This is a genomic window from Campylobacter coli LMG 9860 (assembly GCF_000254135.1).
GTDB classification, from domain to species: Bacteria; Campylobacterota; Campylobacteria; order Campylobacterales; family Campylobacteraceae; genus Campylobacter_D; species Campylobacter_D coli.
On record NZ_AINS01000036.1, the window covers coordinates 17195 to 34982 of the forward strand.

Sequence of the window (17788 nt, forward strand, 5' to 3'; positions counted from 1 at the left end):
TATTTTATCAGCTCTCAACCTCATCGCTAAAATCAGCCATAGCAATTCTTTTAAGCTGTCTATAACGGCGTTGTGCATCTTTTTTATTGCGCTCAAATAATTCTTTTGCATGCTCTGGATTTGATTTTTTCAAAGAATTATAACGCACCTCATTCATTAAAAAGCTTTCATAAAGATCCCAATCAGGCTCTTTTCCTACCATAGTTAAAGGATTTTTGCCTTGTTCTTCTAGTCTTGGATCAAAAGTATAAAGAGGCCAATAACCGCATTTTGTAGCAAGTTCGCCTTGCTCGCCTGAATATCCAAGCCCACCCTTGATACCATGAGCGATACAAGGAGAATAGCATATAATCAAAGAAGGACCATCATAAGCTTCAGCTGCCATAATAGCTTTGATTAAATGGCTATAATTTGCCGTAGAATTAACTTGTGCTACAAAAATATAACCATAAGTCATAGCAATCTGACCCAAATCTTTTTTCTGTATAGGTTTTCCTGCTGCGGCAAATTGCGCAACTGCACCTGTTCTTGAAGATTTTGAACTTTGGCCCCCTGTATTAGAATACACTTCTGTATCAAGCACTAAAATATTTACATTTTCACCGCTTGCTAAAACATGATCAAGCCCGCCATAACCTATATCATAAGCCCAGCCATCACCACCAAAAATCCAATGAGATTTTTTACTTAAAAAATGTTTTAAATTTAAAATATCCTGAACAGCTTTAATATCAGTATTTTGCTCTAAAATAGGTATCATCTTATCTTTGATTTCTACCGATTCTGCACCATTGTCTTTATTTGCAATCCAATCTTTAAAAAGGGCTGATAAAGCATTTGGAACTTCTTGCATGCTTTCATTCATGATATGTTCAATGCGGTGTCTTGTGTTTTCAGTTGCAATTTTCATGCCCAAACCAAACTCAGCATTGTCTTCAAAAAGTGAATTTCCCCAAGCAGGGCCATGTCCATTTTTCACGCTTTTTCTATAAGGAGTAGAAGGAGCTGAACCTCCATAAATCGAACTACATCCCGTAGCATTAGCGATAATCATTCTTTCACCAAATAATCTAGTAATCAAAGTAATATAAGGAGTTTCACCACAACCTGGACATGCTCCATGGAATTCAAATAAAGGTTGAGCAAACTGAGCCCCTTTGGTGCTTTCTTTATTTAAAATATCATCTTTGTAAGTAATTTCTTTAAATAAATAATCTGCATTTTCTTGCTCACCAAAATCCATTTCTTCTTGAAGAGGAACCATAACCAAAGATTTTTCCTTAGTAGGACACTCATGCACACAAAGCTCACAGCCCGTACAATCAAGTGGAGAAACCTGAATTTTGAAGCTCAATTTTTCACCTTTAGTACCCTTAGCTTCTAAAGCGTGATCTTTTACTCCTCTTGGAGCCTTAGCCATTTCTTCATCATTGATTAAAAATGGTCTAATAACCGCGTGCGGACATACAGAAGCACATTGATTACATTGGATACAATTAGCCTCTATCCATCTTGGTACCATTACCCCAACGCCGCGTTTTTCGTATTCGGTCGTTCCATGCTCAAAGCTTCCATCTTCATAACCTAAGAAAGTAGATACAGGTAATTCATCTCCTTTTGCTGCATTCATAGGTTTAACGATCTTTTCAACAAATTCAGTACCCTTGTAAGCATTGATTTGTTCTTTTTCTTTGATTTCTAAATTTTTCCAACTTGGATCAACTTCTACTTTTACAAGTCCATCTGCTCCTACATCAATAGCTTTGTAATTCATCTCTACAATAGCATCGCCTTTTTTGCTATAAGACTTATAAGCTAATTCTTTCATATATTTTTGAGCATCTTCATAAGGAATGATTTTTGCAAGTTTGAAAAAGGCAGATTGCATAATAGTATTTGTGCGATTTCCAAGTCCTATATCACGAGCAAGTTTTGTAGCATTGATAATATAAAAATTCACTTCTTTTTCAGCCAAAGTCTTCTTAACTGCATCTGGAAGTTGTCTTATAGTTTCTTCAGCATTCCAAATACTATTTAAAAGGAAAGTTCCTCCTTTTCGGATTCCTGCTAAAACATCATAAATTTCAAGATAAGCCGCTACCGAACAAGCGATGAAATGTGGAGTTGAAACAAGATAGGTTGAGCGGATTGGTTTTTTAGAAAATCTTAAATGGCTTCTTGTATAGCCCCCTGATTTTTTAGAATCATAAGCAAAATACGCTTGTGCATAAAAGTCTGTTTTATCTCCGATGATTTTAATAGAATTTTTATTAGCACCCACAGTACCATCTGCACCTAACCCATAAAATAAACATTCTATAGCGCTTTCATCTCCTAGTGAAATTTTTCCACCTGTTTGCAAAGAAGTATGAGTAACATCATCGATAATACCCACTGTAAAACCATCTTTTGGATTATCAAGTTTAAGATTTTCAAATACCGCTATCATTTGTGCAGGATCAACATCTTTAGAAGAAAGTCCATATCTTCCTCCTACGATAATAGGAGCATTTTCTTTGCCATAGAAAGCTGATTTAATATCAAGATATAAAGGCTCTCCAAGACTTCCTGGCTCTTTAGTTCTATCTAAAACAGCTATTTTTTTCACAGATTTTGGCATAACATCAAAGAAATATTTTAAACTAAAAGGACGATATAAATAAACCTTTACAATCCCTACTTTTTCACCCTTAGAATTAAGATGATCAACAACCTCTTCAAGGGTTTGAGTCACAGAACCCATAGCTATAACAATTCTTTCAGGTTCTTTGTGTCCATAATAAGTAAATGGCTTATATTCTCTACCTGTGATTTTTGAAATTTCTCGCATATATTCATTTACAACATCTGGTAAAGCATCATAAAAACGATTGCTTACTTCTCTTGTTTGAAAATAAATATCATCATTTTGTGCTGTACCGCGTGTTTTAGGGTTTTCAGGATTTAAAGCACTATTTCTAAATTCAAGCAAAGCTTTGCGATCTAACAATCTATCAAAATGCTCATAATCCATTACTTCAACTTTTTGAATTTCATGCGAAGTTCTAAAACCATCAAAGAAATGCAAAAATGGCACTCTTCCTTTAATCGCACATAAATGTGCAACTCCAGCTAAATCCATAGTTTCTTGTACAGAATGCGAACAAAGCATAGCAAAACCAATTTGTCTTGCAGCATAAATATCTTGATGATCACCAAAGATAGATAAAGCTTGCGCTGCTAAAGAACGCGCTGCCACATGGATTACACAGGGGAGTAATTGCCCTGCAATTTTATACATATTTGGAATTTTTAGTAATAAACCTTGAGAAGCTGTATAAGTTGTGGTTAAAGCTCCTGTTTGCAGTGATCCATGCACAGTACCTGCTGCACCTGCCTCACTTTGCATTTCAACGATTTTTACTGGAACGCCAAAAAGATTTTTTTTACCCGCAGCTGCCCACATATCAGTATAATCAGCCATAGGAGAGCTGGGTGTAATAGGATAAATACCGGCTACTTCAGTAAAGGCGTATGCAGCATATGCAGCGGCCTCATTTCCATCCATAGTTTTCATAATTTTACCCATAGAAACCTTCCTTTTATTATTAATTGATAATTTTTATAATTTTTCGGCCACCAATTTACTATAAATTCTCTTAAAAGGCGTTTAACAAAAACTTGAAGTTAGTTTAATCATTTTTTATATATAAAACCGATTTATAGGCACTTGGAAATACCATAGAATAGCGTTTTAACTCATCTTCATCTCCATAACCACAACTTAAAGCTAAGGGGGTAATATTTGCTGCCATTGCTGCTTGGATATCTAAGATCGTATCGCCTATCATATAGGCATTTTCTTTAGTTTTTTGCATTTTTTCTAAGGCTAAAAGTATGGGTTCTGCATGAGGTTTTGGATTTGTTATATCTTCAAGTGTTATTAAAGTTTTAAAGAATTTTTTCACTCCTAAATGCTCTAACAACAAGGGAGTAAATTTTCCACCCTTAGTTGTCACTATACCTAAGTCCGCAATTTCAAAAGCTAATTCTAAAGCTTCTTTTGCTTTAGGCAAAAGAGTAGTCTGCTCTAAATAAATCTGTGAATAAATTTCACGATAAGCTAGAACAAATTCTTGACTCAAATGCGCTTTTTCATGGTAAAGAATTTTAAACATATGCTCTAAAGGATAGCCTATAAGATTTTTAATCTCTTCGTTATTTTTTGGAGTTAATCCAAGGATTTTAAAAGCTCCTTGGAAAGAATTTAAGATGGCATCAATAGAATCAATCAAAGTGCCATCTAAGTCAAATAAAATAGTCTTTTTCATTAATTTAAAATAAATTTAGCCTCTACTCTTCTATTATCTGCTCTACCCTCTTTAGTGTCATTGCTTGAGCGTGGCTTATCTTGACCATAACCAACTGTCTGGATACGACTTTTATCTACACCGAATTTTTCAAGCTCTTTTGCAACGCTGTTAGCGCGTCTTTCTGAAAGTTTTTGATTGTATGATCTAGAACCTATATTATCAGTATGACCCTCTAAAATAGTATCATATCTTACATTTTCATCTAAAATTTGAGCAATTTCTTTGATTTGTTCTTCAAAGGCTGGGTTGATATTTACTTTATCAAAATCAAAATGTCCCTCTAAATAAATTGTTTTTTCGCAACCATTCTCATCCAACAAAGCACCCTCTCTTGGTTCTTCAGGACATTTTGATTGTGAGACTACAGGAGCTGGAGCAGGGGTTACAACTTGAGGTTTATTAACTACTTCTTTTGTTTGCTCCACTACAACTTTTTCTTGCTTAGCGCCAAAACCAAAACTAATGCCCAAAGTTGAAACCCAACTATGATCTGCATCATGGAAAGAAATTTGATCTCTTGTTTCAAGTCTTAAAGCTAAAGAATCACTAAGGCGAAATTTTAAACCTGCTCCATAATGGCCAAATCCTCCACTTTTATTATCAAAAGCGCCTTTAGAAAAATCCTCATATCCCCCACCAGCTAAACCATAAAAATAAAATTTCTCACCTAAATCAATGCCTTTAATAGCACTCAAATAAGTTCTAGTAATATCGGTGGTAAGAGTAGAATTTGTATATTTTACATCCGAGTAATGTTCTAAACCTAGTTCTAATTGATCAAGCCAAAAATCATCAAAATGATACCCTAGTCTAATCCCTGGTGCATAGCGATTATCCATATCTAAATTACCTTCAAAATAATTGTAATTCAAAGTAGGAGTGATTTCAAATTTTACATTGTTATCTGCACCAAATAAAACGCTTGACAACCCTAAACATAGCAATAACTTTCTCATCAAAAGCCTTTCATAGATAAATTCACTTAAGTAGTACGAAGTTCAATTATATCATAAAATATAAAAAAAATAAATAGTAAATAGAGATAAAATATAAAAAGCGGGAAAATCCCGCCAAAGATTAACGTTTAGAGAATTGTGGGCTTCTTCTTGCTTTGCGGCGTCCATATTTTTTACGCTCAACAGTTCTGCTATCTCTAGTAAGAAGTCCTTTAGGTTTCAATAAAGCTCTAAAATCAGCATCCATAGCCGCTAAAGCTCTTGAAATTCCGTGTCTTAAAGCTTCTGCTTGAGCACTATAACCACCACCTAAAGTCGTTGCTTTGATATCCATTGAAGTTTCTTGCTTAGTTACAAGTAAAGGCTGAACTACTTTAAGCTTGATCGCTTCATGTCCACCAAGCCAAGTATTTAAATCGATACCATTAACGCTGATTTTACCGCTACCTGGTTTTACCCATACTTTTGCTATAGCAGTTTTTCTTTTACCTGTTGCATATGTTGTTGCCATGATTATTTTCCTTCTTTAGCAATTTGCGCAGTGTGTGGGTGCTCACTACCCGCATAAATTTTTAATTTTTTAAGCATCGCTCTACCCAAATTTGTTTTAGGAAGCATACCTCTAACTGCTAATTTGTATAATTTTGCAGGATTTTTTTCAAGTAAATGTCCGAATTTTTCGCTTTTTACGCTTCCAAAATATCCTGAATGTCTGTGATAAAGCTTATCTTCTGCTTTATTTGCACCTGTAAATACAGCTTTTGAAGCATTGATGATAATCACATAATCACCACAATCAACATTAGGAGTAAAGCAAGGTTTATTTTTACCTCTTAAAATCGTTGCTACTTCAGTTAAAAGACGACCAAAGCGTTTGCCTTCTGCGTCTAAAACAATCCATTCTCGTTTAACTTCGTTTGGCTTTGTTATCTTTGTCATAATTTTTACCTTTGCCAAAAATTTTTTGAAAATGAGATTATAATTATTTTTACTTAAATAATACTTAATTTAAGAATATTTAAAGTTTAGTAGCCTTTTTATTTTTATCTCGCTAGTACAGATAAAATATTACATTTTAAGCATATCCTTGTTAAAATTACTTTTTATTATATTAAAAATAAGGTTTTATTTTGCTTTCTTTAAAAATTTAAAGTTCAAGAGTATCTTCAGTGTAAAAATTGTCTTAAGATAAACCCTGAAGAAGATGCTAAATTTTGTATATTTTGTGGAAAAGGGTTAAATCATCCCGCAAGACAAAGGCTTGATTATATTTACAGTAAAAATCCCGCTATCATAGTAGCGCTTTTGGCAAAAGTTGCAAAAGCAGATGATAAAATCATCACAAAAGATTTATCCAAATTTATATCTTCTTTACTCGATAAGATAGAGATGTTTTATTCTAAAGAATACAGTGGATTTAGAAATACTTATGCAAGCATTTTTGAGTATGAAAAAAATCAAGGCAGAAGCATCCATGAACTTTGCACTAGTGCAAGATTTTACGAGAAAGAAATCGATTTTCTCATATGTTTACTGCTTGATTTGATATATTATGATGCAAAAATGAGCGCAAATGAAAATGCTCTTATGGAAAATATCATCGTAGGACTTGGATTAAACCTTATAAAATTTAGAGAAGTAAAGCTAAAATATGAACAAATTTATAATTTTACTCATGAAAAAGCACAGCAAGAACAACCAAAAGAAGACAAATTTACAATCACTCTCGAACAAGCTTATGAAATTTTAAATTCTCATCCTAAGGATGATTTTGAAACTATCAAGAAAAATTATAGAAAATTAGCCAAAGAGTACCACTATGACAATCTCTACTCCAAAGAACTTCCACCTGAACTTTTAAAATAGCTCAAGAGATGATGAAAAAGATCAATTTAGCTTATGAAATCATCAAAGAAACAAGGGGTGCATAATGCTTATTTATAATCATTGCAATACAAAAAATTTAGATATAGCTAAATTCTGCAAAGAGTGTGGAAATAGTGATTTATACGATCCGCAAGCAGAAGAAAAACTAGAACAAGAAAGAAGGAAACAAGAAGAATTAAGAAGACTAGAAGAAGAGAAAAGAAAAATAGCTCAAGAAGAAAGAGAAAAAAGTCTCAAACAAAGAAAAGAATTTATCGCAAAACACAAAAGCAAAATCATAATTAGCATGGTGAGTTTCTTTTTGATAGCTTCGCTAAGCATATATCAGTATTTTTATGGTGGAAAATACAGCAGAGTCTATATAAGCAAACTTGAGGAAAAATGCCACTACGATGATGAAAGTAACTGTAAAATGCTCCAAACTATCTATAAAGAAAAATGCGATGATGGAGATGGTAAAGCTTGTTTTGCTGGTATCTTTGTAAGCGGTGATTTAATAAGGGTAAAAATCGATGGACAGTGGAGCTTCTTAGATAAAAACGGGGAAATTATAGCAAAGCCTGAATTTGATGATATTTGGAGCTTTTGGGAAGGATTGGCAGGAGTTGGGTTAAATGGAAAATACGGTTTTATAGATAAAAGTGGAAAAATTGTAATCGAGCCTAAATTTGATGATATAGGCTATTAAATCTCTATTATCTCCACCTTATCTTCTAAAACATAAACTAAAAAAGCTTGAGTTGATTTCTTAGCCAAAATCTTCTCTATAGCTTCTTTATAAAGCAAAACCTGCTCTTTATGCTTGTTGAAATTCAAACCCGTTTTATAGTCTATAATGATAGCTTCATCCTCGCCTAAAGCAAGCAAATCAAGCTGTTTAATCTCACCTTGAAAACTCAAAGCTTGCTCTTTGAGCAATTTTTTATTTTCGATGAGTTTTTGAAATTGGGCATTAGCAAGTAAATTTTTTATCCTTTTAAAAAGCCTTTCAAAATCATCGTGATTTAAAAAATGTCTAAATTTACCACTCACCTTCTGACAAAGAATGTCAAAATTTTCTCCTTGTGGAAGCTTTAAATTCTGCATAAAAAAGTGAAAAGCATTTCCAAAATAAATTTCATCCGAGCTTGTATTTTCTTTTCTTTCTATATCCTGCAAAGGAATTTTTTCAAATTCCATTAAGGCTTGAAAGCTTTCTTTTTGAGGTAAGTGGGTGTCATTGGTTTGAATTTCTATCTCGCCTAATTCTTGAATTTCAATATCAAGCATAGTGTTTAAATAACTTGGATAATTTCCACTTTGAAACGAGGCATTTCTTTTGATGATGATAAGATTGTCTTTTGCTCTTGTAAAAGCAACATAAAGCTTATTGATATCATCTTCGTAATCTGCTTTTGTGATTTTATCTATAAAAGCTTTATATTCGCTCTCTTGAGTCGCTTTTCGGTAGCTATCTTTTATGTGAAGCTCCCAACCTTGATCGATATCGTACTCAAGCATTATGGTTTTATTGTTGGGATTGTTTTTTGAAAGACTATCAAGTAAAATCACATGATCAAATTCCAAGCCCTTGGATTTGTGCACAGTCATGATATTTATACCTCTATTTTGCTCACTCATAATTTTTAAAGTGCAAGGCTCAAACAAAAGCTTTAAAAAATCATCCTTGCTTTTAGCGTATTCTATAAACTGAATCAAAGCCATATCATTAAGATCAAGTTTTAATTCTTTGATCAAATAAAGCACATTTTGCACAGCACTTTTTGCCAAATCAAGCTTTAATTTCAAAGGCTCAAAACCTAACATTTCTTTTAAAAAATGCAAGTAAAACTTATCGCCAAAAATGCAGTATTTAGCGTATTCTAAAAGCACTCTTATGCAGGCTTTATTTTCGAGTAAAATATTACTTTGAGTAAAGGCTGGGATATCTTGCTCGTGTAAAAAATCCAAAATCATATCCGCATCGTTATTTTTCCAACACAAAATGCAAATATCATCATAAATGATATTTTTACTTTTTAAAAATTTAAGCTGCTCTAGCAAAGCTTCTAGGGTTTTATCTTGAATTTCTTTAGCTTGATCTTTATCCACCTTTGTTTCTTGCGACTCGATCACACGCACAAAGCCACCTTTTTTGCTTTCTAAAGAAAGTTGAGGGGTGTAGTCTTTAATCTTGCTTTGAAAGGTTTTATTGACAAAATCAACCAAAATTTGTTTAGAGCGGTAATTGATCGTGAGTTGATCTTTTTGAATTTGTTTAAATTCAGTTTGCAACAAATCAAAAAGTTCTTTTTTGCCTTTTCTAAAACGATAGATACTTTGTTTTTTATCGCCCACATAAAAAAAGGTTCTATTTTTCTTCACGCCCTCGCCCGAAACAAGCTCGGCGATCAAAGGTCTTAAAATTTGATACTGCACCACGCTAGTATCTTGAAATTCATCGATTAATAAATGAGAAATATAGCCATCCAAGCGAAAATAAATCATATCTTTAAAATCACTTCTGATAAGATCTAGCACCCTTCGGCTAATATCGCTAAAGCTTAAAGTATTTTTATCTTTTTGGATGATATCTTTAGCCTTGCTAAAATGGCTTAAAAGATTCATTAAATTTGCGATCTTATATTCTTCAAGCTCTTTAGCATAAGCATCTAAAGCTTTGATGAATGCTTTTCTTTTTTGGCTGAATTTAGCATCGCTATCTTCTAATTCTTGCAAGTATTTTGGAGCACCTGTTAAATTCAAAAGATCTGACTTTGCAAATTGGCTTAATTGAAGCACTTCATCTTTAAAATGCGTGCATAAATATTTATATCCTTTGACATGATCTAAGCTTAAACAATAAACCCTTAAATCATCATAGGCTTGATTGATAGAAGCTTTTGAAGGATTAGGAATCCTTACGCATTCTTTAAAATACGCATTTTCATAGAAATTCTCAAGCTCTTCAAAAAAATCATGATTATCTTCTAAACTCACCTTATAATAAGCTAAATCTTTTAATTCTTGGCGGTTGAGTAATTTTAAAAAAACAGCCCTAACATCGAGCTTTTCTTCACTTGTATCAAAATCACTACTTAATCCCAAATTTAAAGCAAAGGCTCTTAAAATTCGACTAAAAAAAGAATCAAATGTGCTTATCTTAAGCTCTTGTCTTAAAAACTCTTGTTTTTTCTTATCTCTTAAAAATATCAGCTCGTCTTCTTCGCACCCTAAAAGCTCACAAAGCTCTTTACACTCGCTTTTTTTACTTTCTTTTTCCAAATTTAAAAAAGTTTCGATAATCCTTTTTTTCATTTCGTTGCTTGCTTTTTTGGTAAAAGTTAGAGCTAAAATTTCATTTATTTTTGCTCCTTGTAAAATAAGAGCCACAAAACGCACACTTAAGGCAAAAGTTTTACCGCTTCCTGCGCTTGCTTCTAAGGCTAAAAAAGGCTTAAATTTCATCTAAAATCCTTTTTGTAGATGATTTTATAAGGGCAATACTCATCCTTATCGTTTTCAAATTCAATCTCTTCTTCTCTTTGCTCAAGCAAATCTTTTAGACATTCTTTAAGCTCATCCAAGCTTTTGGCCTTTTCTTCAACAAATTGCATTTGATTTAAATCATAAAATTTTGCTTCCGCATTTTCATCGCATAAAGCCTTATAAAAAGCTAGCTGAAAGGATTTTTCAGGGACTTTTCCACTTTTATAATCAATGATAAAATGTTTATCCTCAAGCTTATCAATACGATCAACAATACCCTTAAGCCTGATCGTATGATTTTGGATATTTAAAGCTTTATGATGTTCCTCTTCTTGCTCAATCACCTTATAACCTAATTTAAAATGCTCTTTTTCATTTTCGGCAAATTGTATAAATTTTAATTTAAAAATTTCAAGCTCAAGTTCGCTAATGCTGTATTTTGGATATTCTTGCTCTAACAAATCATTGAAAATTTTTAGGTTAAAATTATTTTTAGAATAATTCTTATAATAAAGCTCGAGCATTTTATGGATAAAATTTCCTTGATTTTTAGCCTTGCTTTCATCGCTTAAGGCTCTAGCTTCAGGTAATTCTAAAATATAGCGATAAAAATAAGTTCTTTTTTGATATAAAAATAAATTCAAACGACTAAACGATAATTCTTTTTCGAAAATATCGTGTTTTAAAACAGGTACTTTTATAGGATTTAAATTTAACTCTACGCCTTGATAGTCGAGTTTTAAAGCATTTAAATAGGCTTTAGAAGGTGTGGTTTTTTCTTCAAAAAAATTAAAATCAAGCTCATCTAAAAAACGCGATCGAGTTTGCTCTTCATTCTCCACAAAACTAATGCTAAGTTTTTTAGCATTTTTCATCAAATTTTCATAATAAAGTCTTTGTAAATTCTCTCTTCTTTCATAGCTTATAAGCCCTGCTTTTTTACGCACTTCATTGTTTAAAAACAACTCATTAATACTTCTTTTAGGAACAAAATCTTCATTAAAATCAAGTATGACAACACCATCAAAACTAAGTCCCCTGCTTTCTAAAAGTCCCATAACAGTGACTTTTCCACCACCCACATAACTTAGCTTTATTTGATCTAATTGCATGAAAAAAAGTTGCATGAGTTCTTTAAGCTTTAAGGATTTGTTTTTGAGCAAGTCCTTTATAAAACAAAGCTCTTTTTGCACCAAATTCATAAGCTCTTGACTTTCATCTTTTAAAAAACTGTGGATTAAATTTTCAAAATACTGCAAATCACAAATTTGATCAAAGCGAGTTCTAAAATCTTCAAATTGAAGTTCTAAATAATGCAACAAAGTATTATGATAATCAAAAATCATTTTTTCTTGTTCGAAATAATTCTCATCTATCTTATAGATAAAAGCGTCTGAATTTGCTCCATTATATAAGGCTTTGATCTTTTGATAAAACAAACTTTCTTTAATGCTTACTCCACTAGCAAAATTTAACATATTGTTTTTATCAAAAAGTTTTAAAAGCTCACAAAAACTTTCATCAGGAGTGATAACAGCTATCTTTTCAGGATCTATTCCTGCTCGGACAAAATTAGAAATTTCATCCATAACAAAAGCACATTGTAAAGACCTAAGCTCAAAAGCCTTTAGCTTGACTAAAGTGTTAGGATTTGAAAGTTTTTCTTGTTTTAAAATCTTTTTTTGTGAAAGATTGACTTCATAAAACATATCAAGTTCCAAGTGTATATCTTTTAAAAAGTCAAGTTCTAGTAGGTATTCAAGATTAAATTTGCTTGTTTTAAAGCTTATGATTGTGCTTTTGATTTTAGAAATCTCACACAACAAATCCTCTTCAAATTTGCTTAAAAAACCTTGTAAATCATAATATATACTTTCGTATTCGTTTAAAAAATCTAAATTAAGTTTATATTCTTGAGCTAAGGATAAATCATCGTATAAATTGTGTTGCTTAAGCAAAAGAAGATAATTTGTATAAACCTCGTCTAAAATTTCTAAATGCTCATTATAAGTTGCGTAATAGTCATTGTTTTTAAGATCTTGTATACTTTTTTTTTCTAAACTTAATTCTTTAAAAAAAGAAAAAAGGTATTCGTTATTTTTCAAAAAAGCAAAAAATTCAGCTGAAATACCTAGTTTTTTTTCTAAATCTTTACTTTTTAAACAAGCTTCTTGCATTAAAAGCAAGCTCTCATAAGAGCTTGCTTTAAAAGAATTTACCACGCATACTCGATCTAAAAAATCTGATACAAGAAAAGCAGAATCAAGTAAAGCGTTTTTGGCCTTTGCTTTTTCTTGATATTCTTTAATCTTTCTTGAGGAACTAAATATTCTTAGTATCATTGAGCATTTAATTCATAGCTAAAAAAGCCTGTTATTTCATCATCTGTGCTAAGTTTGATTTTGAGTTGCCATCTACCTTTTTCAAGCTGAGGCAAGGATACACTTAAAACTCCATCTTGAATTTGCCCTAAAAGTTTTTGATCAAATTCTCTTGTGTGGGGTCTTGTAAGTAAAATTTCACTCTTTAAATTTTGTATATTTGCTTGATCGTTTAAGGCTGTTATTTTAAATTGCGCTAGATAAGAATCTGCACTGATTGTATAACTTGCAATCTTTCTTTTACCAATCAAATCAATCTTATCATTTTGAAATTCAACCTTAAACAAGGTATCAAATTGCTCTTGTTGTTTTTGGATAATATTATAATTATTTTCAACATTTTGGTAAGAGTCAAAATAAAAATCATCCTCATATACAGGATAATTGCTTGCCACTATAATAGTTGCCACACAAGCAACCACAATAGCAAAAATCGAAATTAAAATTCCATAAGGCCAAAAGGTTTTTTTACTTTCAAGCATTTTTCTTCCTTTTCATTCTTCTTTGAGCGTAGTATAACAACGCAAAGCAAATAAAGCCATAGATTAAAATTCTTAAAATATTGATAGTATCGCGGTTTGCATTGCCCATAGAGTGTTGCAATTCAATCCCTCTAGCTTGTGCTAAACGATCAACCATATCTCCATAGCCATTTAAAATAGCCGCATTATAAATATCGCCTTTATTGGTCGCTAAAATAGGCAAAATAGATCCTGTTCCTGGATAAGGACTAAGCACAGCTTCTTTATCGATTAAAGTTAAAGCTCCTTTAGAACCTATGATATCGACTTTATGAGAATTTTTAGATAAAACAAGCAAAACATAAGATTGTGGGAGTTGCTTATGTAAGTCTAATAAAGTTTGAAAATCGCTCTTATCGCCAATTGCTACGCCGGCAAAAATTCCGCTTTTTTCTTGAAGTTCTTTACCGATAAGATTAATCTCATCAACAACTTTTTGGTTAAGTACATTTTCATTAAAAACTACAGGCTCAAGGGCAAGAATTTGCACAGGTATAAAAAATAAAAAGATGGCTAATAAGCCATCCTGTAGTATTTTTCTCATCCTATATGAAGATGGTTTGCAGTTAAAACCGACCATGCAGTAATCGCAGCAGTCACAACTAAGCCAATAACAATCAAATATTCTAAAACTTTACTCATTGCGCTGTCCCTCCTATGCTTTTATGATCTTGTTCTTTTGAACCAAGCATTTTAACATTTTGGATATCTTTAAGGCTGTAGGGCTGTTGCATTACTTCTTGTTGAGCTTTAAGACCCCAAATGGTTAAACCTACTAAAATTGCAAGCAATAAAACGGTAGCAATCAGCATACCCGTAACACCTGAAAGAGAAAATACGCATCTATTAGTGTTTTCCATTATTCACCCCTTGAAAGAGAAATTACATACTCACCAACAGCTTCTTTTTGAGTATCATTCAATATAGAAAATGCTGGCATAGCTCCAATAAAGCCTGTTTTACCACTATGTAAAACATCTACAACAAATGCTGCTGAGCCGTATTTTGTAAGATCAGGGAAAATTCCATCTTGACCTTTTCCATCTTCACCATGGCAAGCTGCACAAGTTGCATAAGCCTCTTTTCCTTTAGCAACCAAATTTTCATTAGAAGTTTTCTTGATAGCAGAAAGCTCTTTTGCTACATAAGCAGCAATCGCAGGAATATCTTCTTCAGCAATTCCCAAATCCGCAGCAGCAGGCATTTCTCCACCTGGGAAATTCATACCTTTTGCACCATGTTTAATCGCATCGATTAAACCCTCTTCGCTACCCCAAATATTTAAATTTTGAGCTTTTCCATTGATACCATCACCAGTAATTCCATGACAAGCAGAGCATTGAACCAAAAAGATATTTTGTCCCATAGCTACCTTATCTTCAGTAGATAAGTTTTGGAATTTTTCTTCAAATTTAGTATTGTAAGCCTTAACTTCTTCGTTGTACTCACCTATACTTGAGTAAGAATTTAAAGGATATCCCCATAAAAAATACCAAACTGCCCATACTATGGTAAGAAAGAATATAACAGCCCAGCCTATTGGAATCGCATTTTTATATTCTCCTATGCCATCCCAGCTATGCTCACTTAATTCTGCCTCACCTTTTTTCTCTTTCATATATTTAAACATTCTACCAACGACTACAAGAGTAATCAATATAATAAGAATCGCTCCAATGAAAGATAATAAATTAACATTATCTTGCAAATTTAACCATTGCATCAAGCACTCCTTTTACTTTCTAAAACACTATCATCGATATCATCGCTCAAAGCGAGATTTGCATATTTTTCATAATTTCTCTCGCCTTTTTTTTCTGCCCTATAAAGATGATACCAATAAGAATACAATACTATTGATAAAAACATTACAAATAGAAAAAATCCATAACCTTGAAAAATTTCCCATTCATGTTTTTGCACTGCTGATAAATTCAAAGTGACCAAATTTTTAATCACATTCCAAATAATCACTAAATGTTCCATATTTTTACTTTAAGCTATTTAAATAAGCGATTAAAGCAACGATTTCTTTAATCTCGCCCCTAGCAAAAGCATCTTTTACCTCTTGGTTTTTCATTTGATCAACTATAGCTTGTGCTTCGGCTTTTATTTCAGCTTGTGCTTCTTCCCAAGTACCTAACTTGGTTCCATTTTCAGTATCATAAGGGACATTAAACACTTTTTTAACAGTTAAAGCTTCTGCATAAGCAGTTTCCATGTCGGCATTGTTTTTAAACATATGCTTATAAGCAGGCATAATAGAATTTGGAACAACTGAAACAGGATCCCACATATGGTTTTCATGCCAGTCTGTAGTTCTATAATTTCCAACACGCATTAAATCAGGACCTGTTCTTTTTGAACCCCAAAGAAAAGGTCTATCATAAGCAAATTCGCCACTGACAGAATACATACCATAACGATCAGTTTCAGATTTAAAAGGACGAATAAGCTGTGAATGACAAGCATTACAGCTATCTTTGATATAAATTTGGCGTCCTGCAAGCTGTAAAACCGTATAAGGCTTCTTTCCTTCTATAGGTCTTGCATTTTCTGCAAAATTTGGCAGCACTTCAATAATCCCAGCATAAGCAATCACAATAAAAACAGCGACAGCAAAAAAGAATGGATTTTTTTCTAACCAACTAAACATTTTCTCTCCTTTTTATGCAGCCATAGGCGAAGCGCTTTTTGGCTCTTTATCAAGCACTTTTCCACAAGCAATTGATTTATAAATATTATAAGTAAACATGAAAAATCCTATAAGATATAATAAACCACCAATTGCCCTAATCCAATAATAAGGTATAATAGCTACAACAGTGTCAATAAAGCTGTAAAGCAAGTTGCCGTATTCATCTGTAGCTCTCCACATCATACCTTGAGTGATACCTGCTATCCACATAGAAGCAAAATAAAGCACTATACCTGTAGTTTGAATCCAAAATTGTGCTTCCATTAAAGATTTGCTATAAAGCTCTCTTCTAAATATTCTAGGAGTCATATGATAAAGTGCTGCCATAGTCATAAAACCAACCCAACCTAAAGTTCCATCATGAACATGTCCTGGAATCCAATCTGTAAAGTGAGCTAGAGCATTTACTGATTTAATTGAAAGAATTGGGCCTTCAAGTGTTGAGAACATATAGAAAGTTGATGCTAAAATCATAAATTTAATCAAAGGACTTTCACGAAGTTGACTCCATTCACCCTTCATAGTAAGTAAGATATTTATCGCTGAACCCCAAGAAGGTAAGATAAGCACGATAGAGAAAACCGAACCCATAGTTTGCATCCAATCAGGCACAGTTGAATAAATCAAGTGATGTCCACCTGCCCAAAGATAAACAAACATCAAGCCCCAAAACGCAAATAAAGAAAGTTTATAAGAGAAAATCGGTTGACCGCTTTCTTTTGGTAAGAAATAATAAATTTGAGCAATAATACCCACAGTAAATACAAAAGCAACCGCATTGTGCCCATACCACCATTGAACTAAAGCATCATTTGTCCCTGCATACATAGATACACTATGCCACCATTTACCCATTTCTGCAACAAAATAAGTTGGAACTGCCATATTGTTAAAAAGATAAAGCATAGCAATACCTAAAAATGTAGCTATGTAATACCAAAGAGAAATATAAAGGGTTTTTTCACGGCGAATTCCAATAAGTCCAAAAATGCTTACACCCCATAAAACCCAAATAAGCACAACAAGAATATCTAAAGGCCACTCAAGTTCAGCATACTCTTTAGAGGTACTTACACCTGCAAATAAAGAAATTACAGCTACAATCATGGTAATCATATAAAGCCAAAAATGAAGCTTGCCTATAGCCATTAGAAATTTGGATTCAGCCATACTTACTTTAAGAACGCGCTGTCCTATATAATACCAAGTTGCCCAAATCCCTGAAAGCATAAAACCAAAAATCACACCAGAAGTATGAAGCGGTCTAAGTCTTGAAAAAGTAGCATATTCGCCTGCTAAATAGTTTAGATTAGGATATGCCATTTGAAAAGCTATAAGAGTTCCTATAGCCATACCTACAATCCCGAACAATATAGTCGCAAACATAAAGTATTTTGCAACTGTATAGTCGTAATTTAATGCATTACCTGGGTGCATCGACTTTCTCCTTAAAATTTTTAAGATAACAAGTTTATATTATAGACTATTAATTATACATTTTTTCTTAAAGCCAATATTTTTGTTA

Annotated in this window: 17 protein-coding genes; 2 read left to right on the plus strand and 15 right to left on the minus strand. The window is 32.7% G+C overall.

The genetic code is table 11. The features are described from left to right. Nucleotides 1-7: 7 nt before the first annotated feature. The 5 genes from nifJ to rplM form a co-directional block, all read right to left on the minus strand. Nucleotides 8-3568, minus strand: coding sequence for a pyruvate:ferredoxin (flavodoxin) oxidoreductase (nifJ, locus tag CCO88_RS05105; RefSeq protein WP_004295563.1), 3561 nt, complete (start codon nt 3566-3568; stop codon nt 8-10). 103 nt (nt 3569-3671) lie between these two features. Further along, nucleotides 3672-4310: an HAD family hydrolase gene (locus CCO88_RS05110; RefSeq protein ID WP_002781164.1), complete on the minus strand. Its 639-nt coding sequence runs from the start codon at nt 4308-4310 to the stop codon at nt 3672-3674. Beyond that, on the minus strand, nt 4310-5308 hold the full coding sequence (gene cadF, locus CCO88_RS05115; protein WP_002781166.1) for a fibronectin-binding outer membrane protein CadF: 999 nt from the start codon (nt 5306-5308) through the stop codon (nt 4310-4312). The genes CCO88_RS05110 and cadF overlap by 1 nt, the downstream gene beginning before the upstream one ends. Nucleotides 5309-5429: 121 nt before the next feature. Then, nucleotides 5430-5819 carry a 30S ribosomal protein S9 gene (rpsI, locus tag CCO88_RS05120; RefSeq protein ID WP_002779320.1) on the minus strand — a complete coding sequence of 130 codons (390 nt, stop codon included), beginning with the start codon at nt 5817-5819 and terminating at the stop codon, nt 5430-5432. Between the two features lie 2 nt (nt 5820-5821). Then, complete coding sequence (gene rplM / locus CCO88_RS05125) at nt 5822-6247, minus strand: 50S ribosomal protein L13 (protein WP_002781168.1); 426 nt, start codon at nt 6245-6247, stop codon at nt 5822-5824. Nucleotides 6248-6613: 366 nt separating this feature from the next. On the opposite strand from rplM, the gene CCO88_RS05130 reads away from it, so the two are divergent. Next, a complete protein-coding gene (locus CCO88_RS05130; RefSeq protein ID WP_004295565.1) occupies nt 6614-7174 on the plus strand; it encodes a co-chaperone DjlA in 561 nt (186 codons plus the stop codon). A 64-nt stretch (nt 7175-7238) separates the two neighbouring features. After that, nucleotides 7239-7883 (plus strand): WG repeat-containing protein, encoded by a 645-nt coding sequence (locus CCO88_RS05135; RefSeq protein ID WP_004295567.1) that lies wholly within the window; start codon nt 7239-7241, stop codon nt 7881-7883. Here CCO88_RS05135 and CCO88_RS05140 read toward each other — a convergent pair. The 10 genes from CCO88_RS05140 to ccoN are packed head-to-tail and all read right to left on the minus strand — an operon-like array spanning nt 7880 to nt 17700. Continuing rightward, entirely contained in the window at nt 7880-10642 is a 2763-nt protein-coding gene (locus CCO88_RS05140) for a RecB-like helicase (protein ID WP_002799023.1), read from the minus strand. The genes CCO88_RS05135 and CCO88_RS05140 overlap by 4 nt on opposite strands. Continuing rightward, nucleotides 10639-13005 (minus strand): PD-(D/E)XK nuclease family protein, encoded by a 2367-nt coding sequence (locus tag CCO88_RS05145; RefSeq protein WP_002810822.1) that lies wholly within the window; start codon nt 13003-13005, stop codon nt 10639-10641. Before CCO88_RS05145 ends, CCO88_RS05140 begins: the two co-directional genes overlap by 4 nt. Next, the gene (locus CCO88_RS05150; RefSeq protein WP_002785857.1) at nt 13002-13526 is read right to left on the minus strand and encodes a FixH family protein; all 525 of its coding nucleotides are present in this window, start codon (nt 13524-13526) and stop codon (nt 13002-13004) included. The genes CCO88_RS05145 and CCO88_RS05150 overlap by 4 nt, the downstream gene beginning before the upstream one ends. Beyond that, nucleotides 13519-14109 (minus strand): amidohydrolase family protein, encoded by a 591-nt coding sequence (locus CCO88_RS05155; protein WP_002810820.1) that lies wholly within the window; start codon nt 14107-14109, stop codon nt 13519-13521. The genes CCO88_RS05150 and CCO88_RS05155 overlap by 8 nt, the downstream gene beginning before the upstream one ends. Further along, nucleotides 14106-14207 (minus strand): hypothetical protein, encoded by a 102-nt coding sequence (locus CCO88_RS10325; RefSeq protein WP_002779328.1) that lies wholly within the window; start codon nt 14205-14207, stop codon nt 14106-14108. Before CCO88_RS10325 ends, CCO88_RS05155 begins: the two co-directional genes overlap by 4 nt. Then, nucleotides 14204-14428, minus strand: coding sequence for a DUF4006 family protein (locus CCO88_RS05160; protein ID WP_162829289.1), 225 nt, complete (start codon nt 14426-14428; stop codon nt 14204-14206). Before CCO88_RS05160 ends, CCO88_RS10325 begins: the two co-directional genes overlap by 4 nt. Further along, the gene (locus tag CCO88_RS05165; protein ID WP_002779330.1) at nt 14425-15288 is read right to left on the minus strand and encodes a c-type cytochrome; all 864 of its coding nucleotides are present in this window, start codon (nt 15286-15288) and stop codon (nt 14425-14427) included. Before CCO88_RS05165 ends, CCO88_RS05160 begins: the two co-directional genes overlap by 4 nt. Next, entirely contained in the window at nt 15288-15551 is a 264-nt protein-coding gene (locus CCO88_RS05170; protein ID WP_002779331.1) for a cytochrome c oxidase, cbb3-type, CcoQ subunit, read from the minus strand. The genes CCO88_RS05165 and CCO88_RS05170 overlap by 1 nt, the downstream gene beginning before the upstream one ends. A gap of 4 nt (nt 15552-15555) precedes the next feature. Continuing rightward, entirely contained in the window at nt 15556-16221 is a 666-nt protein-coding gene (gene ccoO / locus CCO88_RS05175; RefSeq protein ID WP_002779332.1) for a cytochrome-c oxidase, cbb3-type subunit II, read from the minus strand. A gap of 12 nt (nt 16222-16233) precedes the next feature. Further along, complete coding sequence (gene ccoN / locus CCO88_RS05180) at nt 16234-17700, minus strand: cytochrome-c oxidase, cbb3-type subunit I (RefSeq protein WP_002781183.1); 1467 nt, start codon at nt 17698-17700, stop codon at nt 16234-16236. Between the last annotated feature and the right edge of the window lie 88 nt (nt 17701-17788).

Coding starts and splice junctions, on each gene's coding strand:
- nifJ (WP_004295563.1), bottom strand. CDS start 3,568: ATGGGTAAAATTATGAAAACTATGGATGGAAATGAGGCCGCTGCATAT.
- CCO88_RS05110 (WP_002781164.1), bottom strand. CDS start 4,310: ATGAAAAAGACTATTTTATTTGACTTAGATGGCACTTTGATTGATTCT.
- cadF (WP_002781166.1), bottom strand. CDS start 5,308: ATGAGAAAGTTATTGCTATGTTTAGGGTTGTCAAGCGTTTTATTTGGT.
- rpsI (WP_002779320.1), bottom strand. CDS start 5,819: ATGGCAACAACATATGCAACAGGTAAAAGAAAAACTGCTATAGCAAAA.
- rplM (WP_002781168.1), bottom strand. CDS start 6,247: ATGACAAAGATAACAAAGCCAAACGAAGTTAAACGAGAATGGATTGTT.
- CCO88_RS05135 (WP_004295567.1), top strand. CDS start 7,239: ATGCTTATTTATAATCATTGCAATACAAAAAATTTAGATATAGCTAAA.
- CCO88_RS05140 (WP_002799023.1), bottom strand. CDS start 10,642: ATGAAATTTAAGCCTTTTTTAGCCTTAGAAGCAAGCGCAGGAAGCGGT.
- CCO88_RS05145 (WP_002810822.1), bottom strand. CDS start 13,005: ATGATACTAAGAATATTTAGTTCCTCAAGAAAGATTAAAGAATATCAA.
- CCO88_RS05150 (WP_002785857.1), bottom strand. CDS start 13,526: ATGCTTGAAAGTAAAAAAACCTTTTGGCCTTATGGAATTTTAATTTCG.
- CCO88_RS05155 (WP_002810820.1), bottom strand. CDS start 14,109: ATGAGAAAAATACTACAGGATGGCTTATTAGCCATCTTTTTATTTTTT.
- CCO88_RS10325 (WP_002779328.1), bottom strand. CDS start 14,207: ATGAGTAAAGTTTTAGAATATTTGATTGTTATTGGCTTAGTTGTGACT.
- CCO88_RS05165 (WP_002779330.1), bottom strand. CDS start 15,288: ATGCAATGGTTAAATTTGCAAGATAATGTTAATTTATTATCTTTCATT.
- CCO88_RS05170 (WP_002779331.1), bottom strand. CDS start 15,551: ATGGAACATTTAGTGATTATTTGGAATGTGATTAAAAATTTGGTCACT.
- ccoO (WP_002779332.1), bottom strand. CDS start 16,221: ATGTTTAGTTGGTTAGAAAAAAATCCATTCTTTTTTGCTGTCGCTGTT.
- ccoN (WP_002781183.1), bottom strand. CDS start 17,700: ATGCACCCAGGTAATGCATTAAATTACGACTATACAGTTGCAAAATAC.